Below are 22698 nucleotides of genomic sequence, written 5' to 3'. Positions count from 1 at the left end.
TAAGGTTTATATAAATAATTTTAGGGGAGTTTTTAATGAAAAGATGGACATTTGATGAAAATACCATAATTTTACCCAATGGGCTAAAAGTTATAACAATAAAAAAAGATACAAGATTAGCATCTATAAATATTGGTGTTAATATAGGATCTTTATATGAAGATGAAAAAGAATTAGGCATGAGCCACTTTGTTGAGCACATGCTTTTTAAAGGAACAAAGAATAGAAGTAATGAACAATTAAATAGAGAATTAGAATTTTTAGGTGGAGATTATAATGCATATACAGATTATATTTCAACAGTATATAGCATTACTTGTCTAGATGAGGAATTTGAAAAGGGAATAGAACTTTTAAGTGATATGGTTTTAAATTCTTCCTTTGATGAAAAAGAAATGAAAAAAGAAAAGGGCGTTGTTTTATCAGAGATAAAAAGTGATAAGGATGATATTGAAGATTTAAGTATTAGCAGAACTCATGAATATGCTTTTGATAAATCAGCACTTAAAAATTCTATTGCAGGAACTGAAGAACATGTTAAGGGATTTAAAAGAAAGCAGGTTTATGATTTTTATAAAAAATATTATACTCCTGACAATTGTGTTATTGTAACTGTAAGTGCCTTTAGTCATGAACAAATGCAAAAAATAATAACAGACTTATTTGGAAAATGGGAAGGAAAATCCCATAAAAAAGCTGAAATAATAAAAGAAGAAAATAAAGAGTTAATAAAAACAACTTACAAATCTCAAATAGAGCAAGGAACTGTTACTTATCTTTATGCTTTTAAAGAGGTTTGCGAAAAGGATAAACTTCCATTAAAGATATTAAGTTATAAGTTAGCTGAAAGTTCAAACTCAATATTATTTAGAGAGCTTAGAGAAGAACGTGGATTAGCTTATGATGTATATAGTCAAATGGATTTAGACGAAAATGTAAATACAATGAATATTTTTACATCAGTTAGAGAAGAATCCATAGATGAGGTAATAGAAGTAATAGACAAAGCTATATTAGACATAAAAAATAAGAATATAAACTTTGATGAAGATATGCTTTGTATGATGAAAAAGACTCATAAGACAGGAGTAGTTTCTACCTTAGAAGATTGTAGCAGTTTATGCAGTTATGTATTAGTTCAAAGTTTAGCAGGAAAAGATATAACTGAGTTTATAAATAGCATGGAAGAACTAGAGACTTTAACTGGGGAGGATATCTATAGAGTTTGTAATAAATATTTGAATAATCCTACTATACACATATTAAAGCCAATGGAGTAGATAAAATGGGAAAAATAACGAGTATAGAAGTTCAAAAGAGAAATGTAAATAGAGTAAATGTTTATGTGGATGAAGCTTTTACCTTTGCTTGTGATGCTGAACTTATATATAAGCAAGGAATACAAAAGGATTCTATAATAGATGTTGAAGCAATCAAGGAAATTGTAAAAGAAGATGAATTTATAAAATGTAAAAATTCTGCATTAAGAACAGTTGAGAAAACCTATAAAACAGAAAAGGAATTAAGAGATAAACTTGCTGAAAAAGGTTTTGAAGAGGATACAATTAAAAGAACCATAGAATTTTTAAAGGAGTACAATCTTTTAAATGATGAAAAATATGCAGAGATGTATATAAAGGATAGGCTTAGAAGTCAGGGAAGAAATAAAATAAAATATGCTCTTATAAGAAAGGGCATTAGTGAAGATATACTTTTAGATAAATTATCTAATATTGATTCAGAAGATGAAAATGATACTGCCTTTAAGTTAGCAGAAAAGAAATATAATATACTAAAGAAAAAAGAAAGTGATAAATATAAATTATCTCAAAAATTATTTAGATTTCTTTTATCTAAAGGGTATGATTATGACTGCTGTAATAGCATAGTTAGAAGATTAACAAATAATGAATATATGGAGTAGATAAAATGAATTTTAACTTAGTAGATATAATTATAGTTTGTTCTTTTATACTGCCATTAGTAGTTGCTTACAAAAGAAAGTTTAATATTATTAAAATAAAGAATAGTATAGAGGAATTAGGAGGATATATATCCTTTTTTCTTGCTTTATACTTAAGTTTTATAGCTATAAAAAAGATAGATATAATAGAGAGGATGTTTTCAATTGTAGTTGTTGAATTCAATAACATTATATCTAACTTTAATATTTCACCACAGGTTATAATAATATTCATAGTATTAGCTCTTACACTTGTAATTTATTTTATAGTAAAAATTATACTTAAAATATTTAGTTTTATTATTATAAATCCCATACTTAGATGGTTAAAGAAAGCGGAGTCTAGAAGGGGAAAGGGATTTGGTAAAGTTGCGGCTTTAATAATAAATATACCAAAGTCTCTTTTTTATATGGCTGTAATTGCTTTAGTAATAGTTATTCTAGGAAGCAATGGTTTCTTAGGAGAGAAAATGGAAGGCATGACTTTAGCTTCAAAGGCTTATGAGGTTATAAATAGTAATAAGTACTATGCTGCTTTAAATAAAGAGTATGAAGCTTTTCATAATGAATATAAAGACGTTATTAGTAACAATATAAATTCTGCGAATGAAAGTAATAAAGAGCCAATAAGTGAAAAAGTGGTTGAAAGTAATAGAAATGTTATAAATCTTTATAATGGTGTAACTTTAGAACAAGGTATAAAATCAAATGAAGATATTAATAAAAAAGCTAAGGAACTTACTAAAAATGCAAAAAATAGTAGAGAAAAAGCTAAAAGAATATATACTTGGATAAGTGAAAATATTAATTATGATGATAATAAAGCTGAAAATATAAGCGAGAAAACTTCTGAGTATAAGTCTGGAGCTATTGAAGCCTTTGAAACTAGAAAAGGAATATGCTTTGATTATTCTTGTCTTTATGTTGCTATGGCAAGAGAAGCTGGGCTTAAAGTTAGAATTGTAACTGGAGAAGGATTCAATGGGAAGGAATGGGGACCACATTCTTGGAATGAGGTTTATTTACCAGAAAAAAATCAGTGGATAACTGTTGATCCTACCTTTGGTAAAGCAGGAAACTATTTTGATAGCAAAAAAAATAGTGAATCACACAGAGATGGAAAAATAGTAGGCGAATGGTAAGATAATAAGTTATATGAAATACAATAAAACTTACAAATATATTTTGGAGAAAATAAAATTTCTTCTAATACTATTTGTAAGTTTTATTTAGCTTTTAGGGAGAATTAGGTTTTTTTATATTTCTTTTAATGAAATTTTGCTTATGTAATTTTAATTATAAATTAGAATAGGTATTGAGAGTTAAGTAGGCTATATGTATTATGATTTATTTTGAGATTTTTGATAAAATTAAACTTATAGCTTTTTCACAATCAATATCTGCATTATCTAATGCCCAAGCTAAGTTAAAATATCTCAAAGCTTTAGAATTATTATTTGTCATTGAATAACAATAGGCTAAGTTAAAAAAATATTTTGAGTCTTGGTATAGCTCTAAAGCTTTAGTTATCATTTCAATAGCTTTTTCATATTGCTTTAGTTTTATGTAGCAAACACCAGCATTATAATAACTATGGCACTTACACTCATCATTATCTAAAGCCTTTTTATAATAATTTATAGCATCAGAATAATTTCTAGTATTGTATAATTCATTACCTTTAGAAAAGTTACTCATTTTTGACCTCCTAAATAATATCTATTTTAATTATTAACTTATTTTGGGATTATATTCATGGGTTGAAAATATTGTGTAATTTCATTAAGTAATAAATTTATAGAAGAATATTTAAAGACTAAAAATATTATAAATTTATATCATATTTGATTAGAGTTACTTGACATAGGTTAAAATAATGGTATAAGATATATCTATAATTTAAATGATGATATAAACAGTGATAAAGAGGAGTAAAGATAGGAAGAACTTTAAGAGAGGAAATCCTTGGGTGTAAGATTTCTAAGTTTGATATCTTGAAGGTAGCTTTTGAGTTTCTTTGGTGAAATTATTGAAGTAATCAAAGACGGCAATTTCAGTCGTTAATTTTAGAGAGCCCTTTTTGTGAGGGAAAAAAGGTGGTACCGCGAGTTTTCGTCCTTTTATGGATGAGGGCTTTTTTTATTGCCTAAAATTACTTTTAAATAAAGAATGTTTTAAATCAGTCTTTGTTTTTAGATAGAACATAAATATAAATGGCTAGCTAAAATAAATATTCATTTAAAATAGACCATAAATAAAAAAATAATTGTTAAAAGGCATTTCAAGATAGTTTTTGGAATGTTTTATATAAATACATAAAATTGTGTTTAAGTTTTAAGGAGGTTAGTCTAATGGATAATAAGAATATTTCTACAACGTATAATCCTAAAGAGTTTGAAGAAAGACTTTATAGCAATTGGCAAGAAAAGAAGTATTTTACTCCTGTAATAGATAAGAGTAAAAAACCTTACACTATAATAATGCCACCACCAAATATAACTGGTAAATTACACTTAGGTCATGCACTTGATAACACACTTCAAGATATGCTTATAAGATTTAAGAGAATGCAAGGATATTGCACTTTATGGTTACCAGGACAAGACCATGCTAGTATAGCAACTGAGGTTAAAGTTGAAAATGAACTTTTAAAAGAAGGTCTTTATAAGAAAGAAATGGGAAGAGAAGCTTTCTTAGAAAAAGTTTGGGAATGGACAGATGAATATAGAGAAAGAATAAGAGAGCAACTTAAGAAAATGGGATGCTCAGCTGACTTTACAAGAGAAGCTTTCACAATGGATGAAAACTTAAGTAAGGCAGTAAGACACGTATTCGTTAAATTATATAAAGAAGGTTTAATATACCAAGGAAACAGAATAACTAACTGGTGTCCTAAATGTCAAACTGCTTTATCAGATGCTGAGATAGAGTATGAAGAAAAAGAAGGAAACTTCTGGCACATTAAATACCCAGTAGTTGGTTCAGATGAATTCTTAGAAATAGCTACAACTAGACCTGAAACTTTACTTGGAGATAGTGCTGTAGCAGTTAACCCAAGTGATGAAAGATATGCTCACTTAGTAGGTAAAATGTTAAAATTACCTTTAACTGATAGAGAAATACCTGTAATCGCTGATGACTATGTTGACGTAGAATTTGGAACAGGAGCAGTTAAAATAACTCCAGCTCACGATCCTAATGACTTTGAAGTTGGTAAGAGACATAACTTACCACAAATAAGAGTTATGGATGATAGCGGTGTAATAAACCACCTAGGTGGAAAATATAAGGGCTTAGATAGATATGAGGCTAGAAAACAAATGGTTGCTGACTTAGAAGAGTTAGGATTATTAGTTAAAATAAAACCTCATACTCACAATGTTGGTACTCATGATAGATGTGGTACAGTTGTAGAGCCAATCATATCAAAACAATGGTATGTAAAAATGCAATCATTAGCAGATCCTGCTATAGAGGTTGTTAGAAACAAAGGAACTAAATTCGTTCCAGAAAGATTTGAAAAGACTTACTTTAACTGGATGGAAAACATTCAAGATTGGTGTATTTCAAGACAATTATGGTGGGGACACAGAATACCAGTATTCTACTGCCAAGATTGTGGAGAAATCATGGTTGAATTAGAGGATCCAACTAAGTGCTGTAAGTGTGGATCAGAGAACATAGAACAAGATAAAGACGTTCTAGATACTTGGTTCAGTTCAGCTTTATGGCCTTTCTCAACTTTAGGATGGCCTGATAGAACTGACGATTTAGAGTTCTTCTATCCAACATCAACATTAGTTACAGGATACGATATAATATTCTTCTGGGTTGCTAGAATGATATTCTCAGGTATTCACAACATGGGAGAAACTCCATTTGATACAGTATTAATTCACGGTATCATAAGAGATGCTCAAGGAAGAAAAATGAGTAAATCTTTAGGAAATGGTGTTGATCCATTAGAAGTTATAGATGAATATGGTGCTGATGCATTAAGATTCATGTTAGTAACAGGAAATGCTCCAGGAAATGATATAAGATATATTCCTGAAAGAGTTGAAGCTGCAAGAAACTTTGCTAATAAGATTTGGAATGCTTCAAGATTCGTTATGATGAACTTAGATAGAGAGCTTATGGATAAATACAAAGACTGTAAAGAGTATAGCTTAGCAGATCAATGGATATTATCAAGAATGAACTCATTAATCAAAGAAGTTACAGAAAACATGGAAAAATATGAGTTAGGAATAGCTCTTCAAAAAGTACATGATTTCTTATGGACAGAGTTCTGTGATTACTATATAGAATTAGTTAAACCAGTATTATATGGTGATGATGAAAAAGCTAAGGGAGTAGTATTTAACGTACTTTACACTGTATTAAATACAGGATTAAAATTATTACACCCAGTAATGCCTTTCATAACTGAGGAAATATATACTCACTTAAGCACAGAAACTGAGTCAATTACAATAGCTGAGTGGCCAACATATGATGAAGCTTTAAATAACGAAAAAGCTGAGAAGGACATGACATTCATAATGGAAGCTATAAGATCATTAAGAAACTTAAGAGCTGAAATGAATGTACCACCTTCAAGAAAAGCTAAGGTTATGGCTTATGCTTCAGAGGAGGCTAAAGATGCATTCATAAATGGTGGAGCTTACTTAGAAAAGCTTGCATCTGCATCAGAAGTTACTTTCTTAGATAATAAGGATAACTTAGATAATAACTTAGTATCAGTAGTTGTTAAGGGTGGAGAATTATTCTTACCATTACTTGACTTAGTTGATAGAGAAAAAGAGTTAGAAAGATTAAATAAAGAGAAAACTAAACTTGAGGGAGAAATCTTAAGAGTTGAGAAGAAACTTTCTAATGAAAGATTCGTAAGTAAAGCACCAGAGGCTGTTGTTAATGAAGAAAGAGCAAAAGGTGTTAAATACAAAGAAATGTTAGAGGCTGTTCTAGAAAGAATAGAAGCTTTACAATAATATTTAGCGTATTATTTTTTACTAGACTCCAAGAATTACTTAATTTCGTAAAGTATTTCTATTATCGATTCCAGAATAATAGTTACTCATTAAGATATTCTTTACGTTCTAGTTAAAAAATAAAAATTTGCTAAATTTAGAGAGTGTGTTGATAATTAACTTTATTATGTTAGTTTGATACACACTCTATTATTATATTTAGGAGGGCTATAGGAATGATGAATTATGCTGAAGCTATGGAGTATATTGTTACTGCATCAAGGTTTGGAATGAATTTAGGATTAGATAGAATAGAAAAGGTTTTGGAGTTTTTAGGGAATCCGCATAAGGACACTAAGTTTATACATATTGGGGGAACAAATGGCAAGGGCTCAACTACTGCTATGATAAGTTCAGTTTTAAAGGAAGCTGGCTTTAAGGTTGGAATGTATACATCACCTTATTTAGAGGAGTTTGAAGAGAGAATACAGATTAATGGTGAGAATATAAATAAAGATGATTTAGCAATTCTTATGGGAGATGTTAAAAATGCTATAGATAAAGTTATGGAGCTTGGCTATGAAAGTCCAACTCAGTTTGAAATAATAACTGCTTTAATGTTTTATTATTTTTCTAAAAAGAAAGTTGATTATGCTGTCTTAGAAGTTGGTTTAGGGGGAAGATTAGATGCAACTAATGTGGTTCTTCCTGAGATAGTTGTACTTACTTCAATAAGTTTAGATCATATGAATGTTTTAGGAAATACCATAGAAGAAATTGCAAAAGAAAAGTGTGGAATAATAAAGGGTGGTGTACCTGTAATATCTTATCCACAAGAAGAAAAAGCATTGAACGTAATAAAAGAGAGATGTAATGAATTAGATTGCTATTTAGAGGTTGTTAATACTGAAGACATAAAAAACATAATTATAGATAAAGAAAATCATGTTCAGAAAATAGAAGTTTCAGTAGGAGATGAAATTTTAAAAATAGATTTAGGTTTACTTGGAGATCATCAAGTAAAGAATTTCTTAGTAGCATTAAAAACCCTAAGTAGGTTAAGAAATAATGGGGTAAACATAAGCAATGAATCTATTAAGCAAGGATTTAAAAAGGTAAGATGGATTGGAAGAATGGAAGTATTAAATGAGACTCCTTTAGTTGTTATAGATGGAGCTCACAATATTGATGGAATAAGAAATTTGAGAAATAGTATAGATAAATATTTTAATTTTAAAAATATAACATTAATATTAGGGGTTCTAGGTGATAAACAAGTAGATGAAATGGTGGAAGAAATAACTAGAGGTGTAGATAAGTTAGTTATAGTTGAACCTCATAGTGATAGAGCAGAGGATATTGAAGATTTATATATTAAAGTAAAAAAATATGTAAAAGAAGTTTTTAAATTTAAGGATTATAAAGAGGCCTATAATAAGGCATATTCTCTTACTAATGAGGATGACTTATTATTAATTTGTGGTTCTCTATACATGGTTGGAGACATGAGAAAGGCCATAAGAAATAATGAGAATACATCCTTAAGAAGTATAAAGTATTAGGCTTAAGTAGATAAATTGTATTTAACTGGATAAATGAGAAAATTAAAAATTGAACTATTGTTAACAAAAGGTATATAATTTATTCATAAAATATTATGGATGTGATTAATATGGATAAGGATAAAGAGATAAGTGGATTAAATAATTTAGAGTTTAAAATAATAGTACAAGGAATATTAGTGGGCATAATTGTTGGAATTGTAATAATGATTTATAAGACCATAATAGGATTTGGAATGGAAGGCTTTAACAAGGTATATTCATATACAAGAGAAAATCCAAAGCTTATAATTCCTTTATTTTTAGTTCTTATATTTTTAGGATTTATAGTTGGAATTATAGTTAAAAAGAATCCTATGATAGGTGGAAGTGGTATTCCGCAGGTCGAAGGGGAGTTAAGTGGAAAAATAAGCGTAAACTGGCTAAGAGTATTCCGAGATAAGTTTATTGGTGGAATAATATGTATGGCATCTGGTCTTTCATTAGGTAAAGAGGGTCCTTCAGTTCAAATTGGAGCTTCAATAGGAGAAGGCTTTGCTAAAATATTTAAAAGAAGTGACTTTGAAAAGAGATTATTAATAACAGGGGGAGCAAGTTCAGGTCTTGCTGTAATATTTAATGCCCCTTTATCAGGAGCTATATTTGCTCTTGAAGAAGTACATAGAAGTTTTTCACTGCCAGTTATGTTAGCTGCACTGTCAGCTTCTCTTACAGGAGTTTTTGTGGATAATCTTATTTTAGGAAATGATTTTTGCATAAAAATACCACCTACAAATTCATTGCCAATACAATATTATTGGACATTATTAATATTAGGAGCAATATTAGGAGTAACAGGATGGATTTTTAATAAAGGACTTTTAAAAACACAGGATTTTTATGTGAAGACTTTAAAAAAAATTCCTATTCAATTTAAAACAATAATACCTTTTGTTATGGTTGGAATTTTAGCTTTAACAATTCCTCAAGCAATTGATGGAGGAGATTCTTTAATTGAAAGTGTAATAGGAAATAATATTGCGATAAAACTTTTAATAGTAATTTTAGTAATAAAATTTATATTTACATTCTTTAGTTATTCATCAGGAGTGCCAGGAGGAATATTCTTTCCTTTATTAGCTATAGGTGCTTTAGTAGGAGCCATATTTGGATTGTTTTTAAACAAGTATTTAGGAATAAGTGATTCTTTAATAGTTAACTTTATAGTGTTAGCTATGGCAGCACAATTTGCATCAATAGTTAAGGCACCTATTACTGGATTAATGCTTATAACAGAGATGACAGGAACTTTTAAACACTTATTACCAGTGGCTATAACAGTTACTGTGGCGTATTTAGTTTCTGATATGCTTAATAATAAGCCTATTTATGAAAGTTTATTAGAGAGATTATTAGAAAGAATGAATATTAAGTTTAATACTGGTATAAAGAAAAAAGAGATTTTTGACTTTGAAGTAAAGATTGGTTCTGAATTAGAAGGAAAACTTATAAAAGATGTGAAATGGCCTGAGGATAGTTTAATAATAACTATCTTTAGAGGAGCAGAGGAAATAATACCAAATGGAGAGATTAAAATTCAGGCTGGGGATGTTTTGGAAATAATATTTAGCAAAGAAAAACAAGCTCAGTATTATGATGAAATATCTGAAAAAACATATTGTAAAATTTGATTGATATAAAATAGATTATATTAAAAACTAATAAAAAACTTACAAACAATTCTTAAAGAAATATGGTAACTCTTTAAGTGGATTTGTAAGTTTTTTATTTTTATAAAAGTTTTTCTATCTAGTTAATTTTTCTATTACTTCTCTATAGTTTGGATATTTTTCAAGCAAATCTTTTCTTTCAAATAGTTCAAAGTCTTTAAAATCAAAGCCAGGTGCTACCATACAACCAACTAAGGAAAAGCCTTCATTATTCATGGCAGAACCAAATATATAATCCTTAGGAACTAAAACTTGAGGAGTTTCTCCTTTTTCTATATTTAATCCTAGTTGTTTTTCTATAAGTTCACCATCAGGGCTTATCATATAAATAGTTAAGGATTCTCCAGCGTGGAAATACCACATTTCATCAGATTTTAATCTATGAAAATTTGAAACTTCTCCAGTTCTTAATAAGAAATATATGCTAGTCCAAAGTAAACGCTCTTCATTTATATGTAAAGTATTTGGAGCAAGTTTGCTAGGAGAAATAAAGGATTCTTTAAAATATCCACCTTCAGGATGTGCTGTCATATTTAATGATTTTATAAAATATTCAGCTGAATGATTCATATTAAAAACCACCTTTCAAATAATTTTTCTAAACATGTTTAATCATAAATCATAAGTGTTATAATTACAAATATAAATTAAAAATATGCATATAATAACATGAGAAAGGGGGACGGTAATTGTGAGTGAAGAATTAAATTTTTATACTAGAGGAGAGGAAATTGCTAATGCCATAACGCACGGAATTGGAGTGGTATTAGCCATAGTAGGAGCTGTTTTACTTATAGTTTTCGCATCTTTAAGTGGAGATGTTTATAAGATAATAAGTTTCACTATATTTGGAATAACTTTATTTTTACTGTATTTAGGATCAACATTATACCATAGTATTCCTAATAAAAAAGTAAAGAAGTTTTTAAGGATAATTGATCATTCATCAATTTATCTTTTAATAGCAGGAACTTATACACCTTATGTATTAGTTTGTTTAAGAGATAATAAAAAAGCTATGGTAATATTTATTATGATTTGGGTATTAACCATATTAGGAATAGTATTTAAATTTATCTGTATAAATAAGTTTGAGAATCTATCCACCTTATTATATATATTTATGGGGTGGGCGGTTATCTTTGTAGTTAAGGATGTATGGCAAAGAGTACCTCATATGGCCGTCTTTTGGCTTCTTATAGGTGGATTGTTTTATACATTAGGATGTATATTTTTTGTTTTAGATAGAATGCCATACAATCATGCTATCTGGCATTTATTTGTAATGGGAGGAAGCATAAGTCACTTTTTTTCTGTAATATTATATTTATAATAACAAAGAAGAAGCTATATAGAATCTAAGTTTATTAGATTCTATATAGCTTTTTATTAATTTACTTCAGTATTATTTTGATTATTATTATTTTCAGAAGAAGCATTTCCATCAGTAGATGGAGTGTTAGAGGATTCCCCACTTCCACTAGCTCCATTATCTTCAGATGGTGGTTGTATTGGAGTTTCTTGAGGACTATTTGGCTTTTCTGAAGTATTAGGTTTTTCTGTAGAATTATTACCAGTAGAGTTGTTTCCACTACTTGGTTTATTAGAAGAATTTTCATTGCTTCCTTGGTTAGATGGTTTTTCTACTTTATTATTAGAATTATAGTTATTACTATTATTTGAATTATTTTTAGGTTTTTCAAAGTTTCCATTAGTATTTATACTAGGTACATATTCATAATCAGGATGATTAGTATCATCTTTAATATCATAGTGATTAAAGTATTGTTCTATTATAGAGTCGAAGTTACTAGTATCAGGTTCATAATTTTTATTATCGTTAAATATGAACGCTTGAAGAGCCTTTGATGTTTCGACCTTATCTATAACAAATACCCAACCTTTATTATCAATAATTCCACCTTTTGAAATACTATCTATAGGGACTCTAAATTGCTCTATTTCAAAGTTGCAATTTTTACCCACATTTAAGGCTGTAAATCCATAATCCATAGCATTTCCTAAAGAAATATTAGTTTTAACATATGGGAATAATTCATTAAGTAGAGAAACGAGTTTAACTTTTGACATATCTTTAACTTTTTCTAAAGCGATTTGAAGAACAGCTCTCTGTCTTTCAGTCCTTTCATATTCACCATTTCCAACTTTTCTAATTCTAGCATAAGATAATGCTTGATAACCATTAAGATTATAAGTTCCAGGTGAAGGAAGTAAATCTTTTTCAGAACCGCCACCATCTAAAATATATTTATTAAGTTCATCAAGTTCATAATCTTTAATTGTTACTTCAACTCCGTTTATAGCATCTATAACCTTAACAAAAGCACTAAAATCTACGATTATATAGTTATTTAATTTTATACCAAAATTATTTTGAATAGTTTCAATTGTTTTAGTAGGACCACCATAAGCAAAGGCATGGTTTAATTTTTCTTCACCATGACCATCGATTTTTACTAACATATCTCTCATTAAAGAAGTTACTTTTAACTTTTTATTGATATTATCTATTGTTAAGATCATTATGGAATCTGATCTAGATACATCTTCTCCAGGTCTAGCATCACTACTAAGCAAAAGAATATTTGTTATTCCGGGAACTTCTTTAAACTTAATATCTTCATCTACAGTATTAACTTTAGCAGGGGCCGTATTTCCTTCGTAGGAGTGATTGTAAAATCTAAAAACAAAAAAGCCTACTATAGATGCAATTAATATAAGGATAGCTATTAAAGAAAATATAGTTATTTTTTGTTTTTTACTAAAATTAAATTGTTTCTTTTTATCCATAAGTACTCCTTTTTATTAATTTATTTAAACGTTTTAATGAATATCTAAAACTTAATTAGTTAATAATAACATAATATTTATACATTAACATCATATTTTAATGATTATTAACAATTAGTTAAATAATAAATATAAAAAAATAAAGAGGATATTTTTATATCCTCTTTATTATTATTCACTCAAATTCTGTTTTTTATTTTCTAATCTGTATTCAATGAATTTTTCTGTGTATATTTTTATTAAGGCTATTATAGGAACACTTAAGAACATTCCTAAAACACCAAATATTCCGCCACCAACTGTAACGGCGAATATTATGAATAGTGGAGAAACACCAACTTGATCTCCTAATATTTTTGGACCTAAGTACCAACCATCAAATTGTTGAAGGATGAATATGAATAAAAGAACCCATATTGCCATAGATGGTTGAACAATAAGTGTTAATAAAAATGCAGGAATCATTCCTATAAATGGACCGAAATATGGAATCATATTTGTTAATCCAACTATGAAAGAAATAAGCACCGCATATTGAGTACCCATTAATAATAAACCTATATAACAAAGCACTCCTATTATAAGTGAATCTATAATTTTACCTATTATAAATCTACTAAAAATATTGTGAGCTTCTGCCATGAAACTAATAAAAAGTTCTGAAGATTTTTTAGATGGCATAACTGCAACTATAATTTTTTTACATCCTTTAATTAGAGTTTCCTTATCCATTAACATGTATATTGAAATAATAAATCCAAATACAAATTTAACAACAGATGAAGTTATTTTTATAGTTTGAGTTAATAAACTACCTACTATATTAGATAGTAAAGTTGATGTCTTAGAAATAAATTCCGTAGCAGAAGTATTTAAGTGATTTAAATCTAAAGGAACATTCATACTTGCTAAGGTGTTATTAATCCAACTTTCAGCAGAGGATGCATATTCACTAAGATTACTAAATAATTCTGACAAACTATCAAATATTGTAGGAACAATAATTGCAATTAATATGTAAACACATATTATAACTAAAATATAGCTTATCATTAATGAAAAAGCTCTCTTAAGTTTAAACTTCTTTTCTATAAGCATCATGAGAGGATTTATCAAATAAGCTATACCAAAAGCCCAAAAAAATGGTGTTAAAACTGATAAAAATGGTCTAATACCTTCACTTAAAATGCTCCTAATATTAAAAATTAACATGATTGAAACTGTTGATATCAATATTAGTGGGAGCCAATTAAAGTGAAAATTATGTTTTTTAAACAATTATGTTTTCCCCCTAAATTATATAAATTTTATAACGATTTTTGCTAATAATAATAGCAGGATTATTAATCTTCTATAAGAGCATGAATTATTTTGTTATATATATCGGAAGAATTGTTTTCCCATTTATTGCAAATAGATTTTGCTTCAGTTTTGGAAGGAACGCTTACATTTAAATCAATTAGAATAGTATTATTTTCTATTGCTTTAAGATTTACTATGAAAGAACTGTCTTCTCCAACAGTATAATCAGCAGATATACTTAATTCTTTTTTTATTTTTTCAACATGCTTGCGTACATATTCATCTATAAGCTTTAATTTGTTTGGAGATATTCTATCTTTAAAGAAGAATAGTACCTTATCTCCCTTTTCCGTAAGTACTATGATTTCTTTATCATCATCTTGAGTTTTATATTCTAAGAACTCAGAAGAAATTAATTCAGATACATATTGTTGTAACATAAAATAATTTATAAAACTATTTTCTAAAACTATATCTGTTAATTGAGTGTTAGATATAGGATATTTTATTGACTTTATTATATATAAAAGAAGTAATTTGTTCTCAGCTAATTCTAATGTGCTATCATACATTTATGTTTTCCTCCATAACTGTTTTGAAATAATAATCCTATTATACCATATATGTTTTAAGATAATAAAGTTATTTGATTAATATTAAATATTAAGGAGTGAATACTTTGAAAAATAATAATAATTTTTTTTCTTTTAAATATTTTATTACTACCATTGCTTTAGTTGTTATTATTGCCATATTTACATTGCCTATTAATGTTTTTGCAAAAGATAATAAGCCAATTCATTGTGTAGATAGGGATGATAAAAAAATTTCTCTTACTTTTGATGTGAATTGGGCAGAAAATGATTATTTATATGAAATTTTAGATTTACTAGATGAAAATAATATAAAAGCTACATTTTTTATAATAGGTAAGTGGGTAATATATCCTGAAGGTAATAGAGAAAAGTTAGTAGAAATTCATAAGAGAGGACACGAAATAGGAAATCATAGTTATGTACATCCTGATTTTAAGAATATAGGAAAAGAGAGAATAATTGAAGAGGTTAAAAAAACAGAAGAAATAATAGAAAAGGAAGTTGGAGTAAAGACTAATTTATTTAGATTTCCTAGTGGTTCATATAGCAAAGAAAGCTTAAGTGCTATTGAGGGATTAGAATATAAAAGTATCCAATGGGATGTTGATAGTGTGGATTGGAAAGGAGAGAGTAAAGAGAAGGAGTATAAAAAGGTAGTTAATAATGTAAAAGGTGGTTCAATACTTTTATATCATAATAATGGTAAATATACTGTAGAGAATCTTAAGGAAATAATTCCAAAACTAAAATCAGAAGGATATGAATTTGTTAAAATAAGCGACATAATATATGAAAATAGTTACGAAATAGATGACAATGGAAAACAATTGTTAATTAAAACGAAACAAAATAATAGTTGAAATCGTTGAACAAAATGTATTATAATGGAAATAGTTATTGGATATACAGATAAATATAAAAAACATATTAAACTTATATGATTAAACACTAATGGGGAGAGGGGTTTAGGTTAAAATGGATAATTTAATGTTAAACAACAAAATTTATTTAGAAGGAACTGTAGTTTCAGAATTAGAGTTCAGCCACGAAATGTATGGAGAGGGTTTCTATACATTTAACTTAGAGGTTATGAGATTAAGTGATTCAAAGGACTTATTAAATATTACTGTATCAGAAAGATTAATAACGACTATGGATTTAAAAATTGGAACTGAAATAGTAGTTGAAGGACAATTAAGAAGTTACAATAAATTCATAGATGGAAATAATAAGCTTATCTTAACAGTTTTTGCAAGAAATATAGAATACTGTGAAGAAAGAAGCAAAAATCCTAATGAAATTTTCTTAGATGGATTTATTTGTAAAGAGCCGATTTATAGAACAACTCCATTTGGAAGAGAAATTGCTGACTTATTATTAGCTGTAAATAGATCTTATAATAAATCAGATTATATTCCAACTATAGCATGGGGAAGAAACTCAAGATTCTGCAAGACATTAGAAGTAGGGGACAATATAAGAATTTGGGGAAGACTTCAAAGTAGAGAATATCAAAAGAAAATATCTGAAACTGAAGTTGTTAAGAAAATAGCATATGAGGTTTCAATTTCTAAAATGGAAAAAGTAGCTGTTGAATCAGAACAAAATGAATCAGGTGAAGAAATTTCTTAATAATCTTAATAAAAAAGGCCATGGGAATAAATTCTCATGGCTATTTTTTATTATTTTCTTAAATCATCTAATATTTCTGTTTTATCTTTAGTTTTTTCATCAACAGATTTAATTATTTTAGCAGGAGTTCCAGCTACAACTACGCCAGCTGGTACATCTTCAACTACAACTGAGCCAGCAGCTACAACTGAGCCTTTTCCAATTTTAACACCTTCAAGGATAACTGCATTAGCTCCTATTAAAACATCGTCTTCTATTATACATGGAGTTTTGCTAGGTGGTTCTAAAACACCAGCAACAACAGCTCCAGCGCCTAAGTGAACTCTTTTTCCAAGTTTTCCTCTAGCACCGATAACAGCGTTCATATCTACCATTGTACTTTCGCCTATTTCAGCTCCTATGTTTATGACAGCACCCATCATTATAACAGCGTTATCTCCGATTGATACTCTGTCTCTTATTATTGCGCCAGGTTCGATTCTAGCGTTTATGTTTAAAAGTTCTAACATTGGAATAGCTGAGTTTCTTCTATCATTTTCAAGTCTAAAGCTTACTATTTTATCTTTATTTTCTGTTAAGAAAGTAGCAACTTCATCACTTTCTCCAAATAATACATAGAAATCATTATTTCCATAACATTCTATTGAACCTAATTCTACACCTTCTAAGTTACCTTTAAGATAAACTTTAACAGGAGTTGATTTTTTTACTTCCTTTATGAATCTAGCAATTTCATATGGATCTGTAAAGTTATAACTCATATTAAATTACATCCTTTCTATTTATAATGCATTTTGTTTATATATTTATTAAAATATAACATACAATATAAATTATTATAAACAAAAATGATTATCAATAAAAGAGAAAAACGTAAAATTTATATTATTTAATAAATAGATTGTTTAAAAAATCAAATATATTATAAAATATAATTTAAAGGAGTGATAAAATATGGCAAGACTTAAAGAAGGATATGTTCAAGTATATACTGGAAATGGAAAAGGAAAAACTACAGCAGCAATGGGATTAGCCTTTAGAGCTGCAGGTGATGGAATGGAAGTAAAGGTGGTTCAATTCCTTAAATCATGGAAAACAGGTGAATTAGAATCTGCTAAGAGATTTGATAATTTAGAGATATTAAGATTTGAAAAAGTTAAAGGATTTACTTGGGAATTAAATGAGGAACAATTAGCTCAATTAAAATCAGAGGTTAGAGTAGGATTTGATTTTGTAAAAGGACTAGTTGAAAATAGAGGATGTGATATATTAATTTTAGATGAGGTAATGGCTTCAATTTCTGGAGGATTCATAGGAGAAGATGAAATTGTAGAATTAATTGAAAAGAAACCTAAAGATATGGAATTAATTCTTACAGGAAGAAATGTACCAGAAAAAATAATGGAAAAAGCTGATTTAATAACAGAGATGAGAGAAATTAAGCATTATTATAAAAAAGGAGTTCCAGCTAGAGAGGGGATAGAATTTTAATGAATAAAAATGTTATTGGGGTAGAAATATCAGGAATAAGAAAATTCTATAATGAAGTAGTAAAATTCCCAGAAGCTATATCATTAACTTTAGGACAGCCAGATTTTCCTGTTCCAGAAAAGGTTAAAGAAGCTATGATAAGGGCTATTGAAGAAGGAAAAACAACATATACAGCCAATGCTGGTATAGTTGAATTGAGGGAAGAAATATCAGGATTACTAAAGAACACTTTTGATATTGATTTTAGTAAGGATGAAATAATTATAACTGTAGGTGGAAGTGAAGGGTTATATGCAGCTATGACAGCCATTTTAAATCCAGGAGAGAAGGTTTTAGTTCCATCAATTGCATATCCAGCTTATGAAAGCATAAGCAAAATAATAGGATGTGAAGTTATAAATTACGATTTAAATGAAGATTTTTCAGTTAACATAGAAAGTTTAAAAGAAGGAATAAAACAAGGGGGAAAACTTTTAGTACTTTCTTATCCATGTAATCCTACAGGGGCATTACTTAGTAAAAAAAGTAGAGATGAGTTAGTAGAGATTATAGAAGAGAATGATATATTGGTATTAACTGATGAAATTTATTCATCCCTTTGTTTTGAGGAGGAGTATTATTCTGTAGCTCAATGTAGAGAGATAAAAGAAAAATTAATATATGTAAGTGGATTCTCTAAGATGTTTTCAATGACAGGGCTTAGAATTGGATATGTAGCATGCCCTAAGAAAATATATGATCAAATTATAAAGGTTCATCAATATAATTCTTCATGTGCAACATCTATTTCTCAATGGGGAGCCTTAGAAGGATTAAAATCTTGTATGGATGATGTTGAAAATATGAAGGAATCTTTTAAAGAAAGAATGAATTTTACTTATAAAAGATTAATAGATATGGGCTTAGAAGTGGAAAAACCTAAAGGAGCTTTTTATATTTATCCTAATATAAGTAAGTTTGGATTAACATCAGAAGAATTTTGTCATAGATTACTTGAAGAAGGCAAAGTTGCTTGTGTACCAGGAGATGCCTTTGGAAAAGGTGGAGAAGGGTATATTAGAATATCTTACTGTTATAGTAAAGATGAACTTGAAAGAGCTTTAGATAAATTAGAGGCTTTTGTAAAAACTTTAAAAAAGTAAACTATGTCTTAAATAAAAGATAATTTAAAAAGGCAAAAATGAAATAAGTTATATAAAATTAAAAATAAAACTTATAAATAGTATTAAGAGAAGAAAATAATTCTCAAAATATATTTATAAGTTTTATTATTTTACTTTGTTTTAAATATTTTTATTTCTTATGAATAATTTAAATTGAAAGGTTCTAAAAGAGTATATACTCTTTTAAAATCTTCTTTTAGATCTTTAAATTCGTACATAGAAATTAATGATACTTTAAAACAAGGTGTTTCAGTATTTTATAAAAATTTTATTAGAAGTTTAGTTGTAAAACATCATCCATTGAGTATTTTCCAGCTTTAGTTTTATCAGCCATGTATTCACATGCCTTTAAAGCGCCTATAGCAAAAACATCTCTTGAAATAGCTTTGTGATTTATTTCTATAACTTCACCATCACCAGCAAAAATAACTTCGTGGTCTCCTATTATTCCGCCACCTCTTACTGTATTTACACAGATTTCATTTTTTTCTCTTTTAGCAATTCCTTCTCTTCCGTAAAGTAATTTTGTTTCTTCATTAAGAGAATCTTGAATAGTATGAGCTAATAAAAGGGCAGTTCCACTTGGAGCATCAACTTTTTGATTGTGATGTCTTTCTACAAGTTCTATATCAAAGTTTTCATAAAGAACAGGAGCTACTTTCTTTAATAAATTATTTACTAAATTAATACCTATGCTCATGTTAGCAGATCTAAATAGAGGAATTTCTTTTGAAGATTCTTCTATAAATTTTAAGTCTTCAGCAGTGTATCCTGTTGAACATAGTATAAGTGGTTTTTTAGTTTTCTTTGAAAATTCTACTAAGCTTTTTAAAGCATCAGCTCTTGAAAAATCTAATAATACATCATATTCAACATTGCAATCTTCTGGTTTTGCAAAGATTGGGTAAGATCTTTGAGCCGTAGTGTTATTATCTATACCAGCAACTATTTGAACATTAGGAAATTTTGTTTCAGCTAAGTTTGAAATTACGCTACCCATTTTTCCTGAACAACCATTTAATATAACTTTAACCATAATTGGTACCTCCGATATTAGTTTTAAATAAGCATAACCACCTAAAGGCGATTATGCTTATTATATAATAGATTATTTTATTAAACCATTAGCTTTTAAGTTTTCTTCTAATATTACTAAATTAGAATCTTCCATTTCACATAATGGTAATCTTAATGGTCCACAGTTAAAATTCATTAAATTCATAGCTGTTTTAACTGGGATTGGATTTGTTTCTATAAATAAAGAATTTGCTAATGAAAGATATTTAAGTTGAAGGTTACGTGATTCAATAACTTCGCCTAAGAAATATTTTTCACATATATTGTGAGTTTCTTCAGGAAGAATATTTGCTAAAACTGAAACCACACCAGCTCCGCCTAGCGATAAAATTGGAACTATTTGATCATCATTACCTGAATAGATAGCAATTCTATCACCACATAATTCAGCCATTTTAGCTACTTGTGAAAGATCTCCGCTAGCTTCTTTTATAGCAACTACATTATTTAAATCTGCAAGTTTATCAAGCATTAATGGAGTTATATTCATTCCAGTTCTTGATGGAACATTATAAAGCATAATAGGAATATTTATTGCATCATTTATAGCACTGAAATGAGCATATAATCCTTTTTGAGAAGTTTTATTATAATATGGAGTTATTATTAATACCATATCAGCACCAACTTTTTCAGCATATTGGCTTAATTCTATTGAAGCCTTAGTATTATTTGTTCCAGTTCCAGCTATTACAGGAACTCTTTTATTTACAACTTCCACAGAGAATTTTATAACTTCTTTCTTTTCTTCTAAAGTCATAGTAGAACCTTCTCCTGTAGTTCCACAAACTAAAATAGCGTCAGTATGATTTTTAATGTGCCATTCTAATAATTTTCTTAGCTCTTCATAATTAACGCCATCTTCAGTAAATGGTGTTATTAAAGCTACACAAGACCCTTTAAACATACGTATTACCTCCAAAAAAATAAATTATTTTTCATTTATAAGTATTTCAGCAATTTGAATTGCATTAAGAGCTGCCCCTTTTCTTATATTATCAGCCACAACCCAAAGGTTAAGACCATTATCTAAGCTGAAATCACGTCTTATTCTTCCAACAAAGACCTCGTCTTTTCCACTAAGTTCAAGTGGAGTAGGGTATTTTAAGTTTTCTACATCATCATGAACTATTATTCCTTTTGAACTATTAAATAAATCTACAATATTTTCAAGTTCAAATTCAGAATTAAGTTCTACATTTATACTTTCACTATGAGCATTTAAAACTGGTACTCTAACTGTAGTAGCAGTTATTCTTAAAGTATCATCATGAAGTATTTTCTTTGTTTCTTCAATCATTTTAATTTCTTCTTTTGTATATCCATTATCTAAGAATACATCTATATGAGGAATTACATTACCTAATATAGGATACGGGAATTTTTTTGTAGTTCCTTCTTGTAAATCTAATATACCTTGAATTCCAGCGCCTGAAACTGCTTGGTAAGTTGAGTAAACTATTCTTTTTATACCATATTTATCATATAGTGGCTTTAAAGCTACCATAGCTTGGATTGTAGAACAGTTTGGATTAGCAATAATACCTTTATGCCATTTTACATCCTCTGGATTTACTTCTGGCACTACTAAAGGAACTTCTTTATCCATTCTCCAAGCACTACTGTTATCTATAACCACTGCTCCATGTTTTGCGAAAATAGGAGCAAACTCTAAGCTTACACTTCCGCCTGCTGAGAATAATGCAAAATCTATTTTCTTGTTTTCAATATTAGCTTCGCATAATTCTTCAACTAATACATCTTCACCTTTAAATTTTAAAGTTTTTCCTGCTGATCTTTTTGATGCGAATAAATATAATTCTTTAACGGGGAAATTTCTTTCTTCTAGGATTTCAAGGAATTTTCTTCCAACATTTCCTGTTGCCCCAACTATTGCTACATTGTACACAATATCCCTCCTAAATATAATCTTAATATATTCTATTTCTATATATTAAATATAGTTCAATGATAAACACTTTATCAAGTATATTTTATGATTAATTTGAAGGATTTGAGTAAGTTAACTTTCATATTTGACTAAATATGAATATTTAAGCTTATAGGGGGAATAATAGTTTTAAAAATAAATTTAAGGTAGGGGAAGAATATGAGCAAGACACCATTAAAAAAAATTATAAAAGGAAAAATAAAATCTAATAAGGAATTAACACCAGCAGAAAAATTAAGAGAAAAGATGAAATATGAAATAGCTGGGGAATTAGGATTAAGTGATAAGGTTGATAAATTTGGATGGGGGGGATTAACTGCTGAGGAAACAGGAAGAATTGGTGGGTTAATGACTAAGAGAAAAAAAGAACTTAAATTACCTAGCAATGATGAAATATTAGGTAGGAAAAAACCTCACGTTGACGAAAAGTAAAAAAAGTATATAATTTTTAGGTAGAATAATATATGG

Annotated in this window: 21 protein-coding genes and 1 other annotated feature; of the genes, 12 read left to right on the top strand and 9 right to left on the bottom strand. The window is 28.3% G+C overall.

The window, feature by feature from the left end; genetic code table 11:
* The first annotated feature begins 35 nt into the window (after positions 1 to 35).
* The 3 genes from ACYUCG_RS07990 to ACYUCG_RS07980 are packed head-to-tail and all read left to right on the top strand — an operon-like array spanning position 36 to position 3105.
* Positions 36 to 1280, top strand: a complete 1245-nt coding sequence (locus ACYUCG_RS07990) for a M16 family metallopeptidase (protein ID WP_283677932.1) — start codon at positions 36 to 38, stop codon at positions 1278 to 1280.
* A 5-nt stretch (positions 1281 to 1285) separates the two neighbouring features.
* Positions 1286 to 1924 (top strand): recombination regulator RecX, encoded by a 639-nt coding sequence (gene recX, locus ACYUCG_RS07985; protein ID WP_283677931.1) that lies wholly within the window; start codon positions 1286 to 1288, stop codon positions 1922 to 1924.
* Between the two features lie 5 nt (positions 1925 to 1929).
* Positions 1930 to 3105, top strand: a complete 1176-nt coding sequence (locus tag ACYUCG_RS07980; RefSeq protein WP_283677930.1) for a transglutaminase-like domain-containing protein — start codon at positions 1930 to 1932, stop codon at positions 3103 to 3105.
* A 205-nt stretch (positions 3106 to 3310) separates the two neighbouring features.
* Here the strand turns inward: ACYUCG_RS07980 and ACYUCG_RS07975 are convergent, their stop codons facing one another.
* A complete protein-coding gene (locus ACYUCG_RS07975; RefSeq protein ID WP_139933796.1) occupies positions 3311 to 3661 on the bottom strand; it encodes a tetratricopeptide repeat protein in 351 nt (116 codons plus the stop codon).
* A gap of 211 nt (positions 3662 to 3872) precedes the next feature.
* Positions 3873 to 4086: a binding site (T-box leader), on the top strand.
* 228 nt (positions 4087 to 4314) lie between these two features.
* Between ACYUCG_RS07975 and ACYUCG_RS07970 the strand changes: the two genes are divergently transcribed.
* From ACYUCG_RS07970 to ACYUCG_RS07960, 3 genes are all read left to right on the top strand, one after another.
* Complete coding sequence (locus ACYUCG_RS07970) at positions 4315 to 6957, top strand: valine--tRNA ligase (protein WP_283683483.1); 2643 nt, start codon at positions 4315 to 4317, stop codon at positions 6955 to 6957.
* Positions 6958 to 7175: 218 nt separating this feature from the next.
* Complete coding sequence (locus tag ACYUCG_RS07965; RefSeq protein ID WP_460268412.1) at positions 7176 to 8498, top strand: bifunctional folylpolyglutamate synthase/dihydrofolate synthase; 1323 nt, start codon at positions 7176 to 7178, stop codon at positions 8496 to 8498.
* Between the two features lie 110 nt (positions 8499 to 8608).
* Complete coding sequence (locus tag ACYUCG_RS07960) at positions 8609 to 10168, top strand: ClC family H(+)/Cl(-) exchange transporter (protein ID WP_060795980.1); 1560 nt, start codon at positions 8609 to 8611, stop codon at positions 10166 to 10168.
* Positions 10169 to 10282: 114 nt separating this feature from the next.
* Here ACYUCG_RS07960 and ACYUCG_RS07955 read toward each other — a convergent pair whose 3' ends face one another.
* On the bottom strand, positions 10283 to 10777 hold the full coding sequence (locus tag ACYUCG_RS07955) for a cupin domain-containing protein (protein WP_049039622.1): 495 nt from the start codon (positions 10775 to 10777) through the stop codon (positions 10283 to 10285).
* Between the two features lie 121 nt (positions 10778 to 10898).
* On the opposite strand from ACYUCG_RS07955, the gene trhA reads away from it, so the two are divergent.
* Complete coding sequence (trhA, locus tag ACYUCG_RS07950; RefSeq protein WP_460268402.1) at positions 10899 to 11540, top strand: PAQR family membrane homeostasis protein TrhA; 642 nt, start codon at positions 10899 to 10901, stop codon at positions 11538 to 11540.
* Between the two features lie 56 nt (positions 11541 to 11596).
* Here trhA and ACYUCG_RS07945 read toward each other — a convergent pair whose 3' ends face one another.
* The 3 genes from ACYUCG_RS07945 to ACYUCG_RS07935 all read right to left on the bottom strand — a co-directional run bounded on the left by ACYUCG_RS07945 (position 11597) and on the right by ACYUCG_RS07935 (position 14892).
* Positions 11597 to 13018 (bottom strand): LCP family protein, encoded by a 1422-nt coding sequence (locus ACYUCG_RS07945; RefSeq protein WP_460268401.1) that lies wholly within the window; start codon positions 13016 to 13018, stop codon positions 11597 to 11599.
* A gap of 171 nt (positions 13019 to 13189) precedes the next feature.
* The gene (locus ACYUCG_RS07940; RefSeq protein WP_460268400.1) at positions 13190 to 14296 is read right to left on the bottom strand and encodes an AI-2E family transporter; all 1107 of its coding nucleotides are present in this window, start codon (positions 14294 to 14296) and stop codon (positions 13190 to 13192) included.
* 65 nt (positions 14297 to 14361) lie between these two features.
* Positions 14362 to 14892 carry a DUF4364 family protein gene (locus ACYUCG_RS07935; RefSeq protein ID WP_003455102.1) on the bottom strand — a complete coding sequence of 177 codons (531 nt, stop codon included), beginning with the start codon at positions 14890 to 14892 and terminating at the stop codon, positions 14362 to 14364.
* Between the two features lie 107 nt (positions 14893 to 14999).
* On the opposite strand from ACYUCG_RS07935, the gene pdaB reads away from it, so the two are divergent.
* Both pdaB and ACYUCG_RS07925 read left to right on the top strand, forming a co-directional pair.
* Entirely contained in the window at positions 15000 to 15776 is a 777-nt protein-coding gene (gene pdaB, locus ACYUCG_RS07930; protein ID WP_460268399.1) for a polysaccharide deacetylase family sporulation protein PdaB, read from the top strand.
* 115 nt (positions 15777 to 15891) lie between these two features.
* Positions 15892 to 16548: a single-stranded DNA-binding protein gene (locus tag ACYUCG_RS07925; RefSeq protein WP_060795985.1), complete on the top strand. Its 657-nt coding sequence runs from the start codon at positions 15892 to 15894 to the stop codon at positions 16546 to 16548.
* 50 nt (positions 16549 to 16598) lie between these two features.
* Here the strand turns inward: ACYUCG_RS07925 and dapD are convergent, their stop codons facing one another.
* Positions 16599 to 17309: a 2,3,4,5-tetrahydropyridine-2,6-dicarboxylate N-acetyltransferase gene (gene dapD, locus ACYUCG_RS07920; RefSeq protein ID WP_011592758.1), complete on the bottom strand. Its 711-nt coding sequence runs from the start codon at positions 17307 to 17309 to the stop codon at positions 16599 to 16601.
* Positions 17310 to 17502: 193 nt separating this feature from the next.
* Here dapD and ACYUCG_RS07915 point away from each other — a divergent pair, with 193 nt between their 5' ends.
* The gene (locus ACYUCG_RS07915; RefSeq protein WP_003481933.1) at positions 17503 to 18039 is read left to right on the top strand and encodes a cob(I)yrinic acid a,c-diamide adenosyltransferase; all 537 of its coding nucleotides are present in this window, start codon (positions 17503 to 17505) and stop codon (positions 18037 to 18039) included.
* Positions 18039 to 19181, top strand: coding sequence for a pyridoxal phosphate-dependent aminotransferase (locus ACYUCG_RS07910; protein WP_060795987.1), 1143 nt, complete (start codon positions 18039 to 18041; stop codon positions 19179 to 19181). The genes ACYUCG_RS07915 and ACYUCG_RS07910 overlap by 1 nt, the downstream gene beginning before the upstream one ends.
* Before the next feature lie 292 nt (positions 19182 to 19473).
* Here the strand turns inward: ACYUCG_RS07910 and dapB are convergent, their stop codons facing one another.
* From dapB to ACYUCG_RS07895, 3 genes are all read right to left on the bottom strand, one after another.
* On the bottom strand, positions 19474 to 20238 hold the full coding sequence (dapB, locus tag ACYUCG_RS07905) for a 4-hydroxy-tetrahydrodipicolinate reductase (protein ID WP_460268398.1): 765 nt from the start codon (positions 20236 to 20238) through the stop codon (positions 19474 to 19476).
* Between the two features lie 72 nt (positions 20239 to 20310).
* Positions 20311 to 21186 (bottom strand): 4-hydroxy-tetrahydrodipicolinate synthase, encoded by an 876-nt coding sequence (gene dapA, locus ACYUCG_RS07900; protein WP_240298619.1) that lies wholly within the window; start codon positions 21184 to 21186, stop codon positions 20311 to 20313.
* A 24-nt stretch (positions 21187 to 21210) separates the two neighbouring features.
* Positions 21211 to 22188 carry an aspartate-semialdehyde dehydrogenase gene (locus ACYUCG_RS07895; protein ID WP_003481927.1) on the bottom strand — a complete coding sequence of 326 codons (978 nt, stop codon included), beginning with the start codon at positions 22186 to 22188 and terminating at the stop codon, positions 21211 to 21213.
* A gap of 201 nt (positions 22189 to 22389) precedes the next feature.
* Between ACYUCG_RS07895 and ACYUCG_RS07890 the strand changes: the two genes are divergently transcribed.
* Positions 22390 to 22662, top strand: coding sequence for an alpha/beta-type small acid-soluble spore protein (locus ACYUCG_RS07890; protein ID WP_003451493.1), 273 nt, complete (start codon positions 22390 to 22392; stop codon positions 22660 to 22662).
* Positions 22663 to 22698 lie beyond the last annotated feature (36 nt).

The organism is Clostridium sp. CTA-17, from assembly GCF_054767895.1.
The sequence above is the reverse complement of the archived record's forward strand: the minus strand, read 5'-3'. Positions and strand labels throughout refer to the sequence as shown.

Coding starts and splice junctions, on each gene's coding strand:
- ACYUCG_RS07915 (WP_003481933.1), top strand. CDS start 17,503: ATGGCAAGACTTAAAGAAGGATATGTTCAAGTATATACTGGAAATGGA.
- ACYUCG_RS07990 (WP_283677932.1), top strand. CDS start 36: ATGAAAAGATGGACATTTGATGAAAATACCATAATTTTACCCAATGGG.
- dapB (WP_460268398.1), bottom strand. CDS start 20,238: ATGGTTAAAGTTATATTAAATGGTTGTTCAGGAAAAATGGGTAGCGTA.
- ACYUCG_RS07960 (WP_060795980.1), top strand. CDS start 8,609: ATGGATAAGGATAAAGAGATAAGTGGATTAAATAATTTAGAGTTTAAA.
- recX (WP_283677931.1), top strand. CDS start 1,286: ATGGGAAAAATAACGAGTATAGAAGTTCAAAAGAGAAATGTAAATAGA.
- ACYUCG_RS07910 (WP_060795987.1), top strand. CDS start 18,039: ATGAATAAAAATGTTATTGGGGTAGAAATATCAGGAATAAGAAAATTC.
- ACYUCG_RS07980 (WP_283677930.1), top strand. CDS start 1,930: ATGAATTTTAACTTAGTAGATATAATTATAGTTTGTTCTTTTATACTG.
- ACYUCG_RS07925 (WP_060795985.1), top strand. CDS start 15,892: ATGGATAATTTAATGTTAAACAACAAAATTTATTTAGAAGGAACTGTA.
- ACYUCG_RS07965 (WP_460268412.1), top strand. CDS start 7,176: ATGAATTATGCTGAAGCTATGGAGTATATTGTTACTGCATCAAGGTTT.
- ACYUCG_RS07955 (WP_049039622.1), bottom strand. CDS start 10,777: ATGAATCATTCAGCTGAATATTTTATAAAATCATTAAATATGACAGCA.
- ACYUCG_RS07970 (WP_283683483.1), top strand. CDS start 4,315: ATGGATAATAAGAATATTTCTACAACGTATAATCCTAAAGAGTTTGAA.
- ACYUCG_RS07890 (WP_003451493.1), top strand. CDS start 22,390: ATGAGCAAGACACCATTAAAAAAAATTATAAAAGGAAAAATAAAATCT.
- ACYUCG_RS07935 (WP_003455102.1), bottom strand. CDS start 14,892: ATGTATGATAGCACATTAGAATTAGCTGAGAACAAATTACTTCTTTTA.
- dapD (WP_011592758.1), bottom strand. CDS start 17,309: ATGAGTTATAACTTTACAGATCCATATGAAATTGCTAGATTCATAAAG.
- ACYUCG_RS07945 (WP_460268401.1), bottom strand. CDS start 13,018: ATGGATAAAAAGAAACAATTTAATTTTAGTAAAAAACAAAAAATAACT.
- dapA (WP_240298619.1), bottom strand. CDS start 21,186: ATGTTTAAAGGGTCTTGTGTAGCTTTAATAACACCATTTACTGAAGAT.
- ACYUCG_RS07975 (WP_139933796.1), bottom strand. CDS start 3,661: ATGAGTAACTTTTCTAAAGGTAATGAATTATACAATACTAGAAATTAT.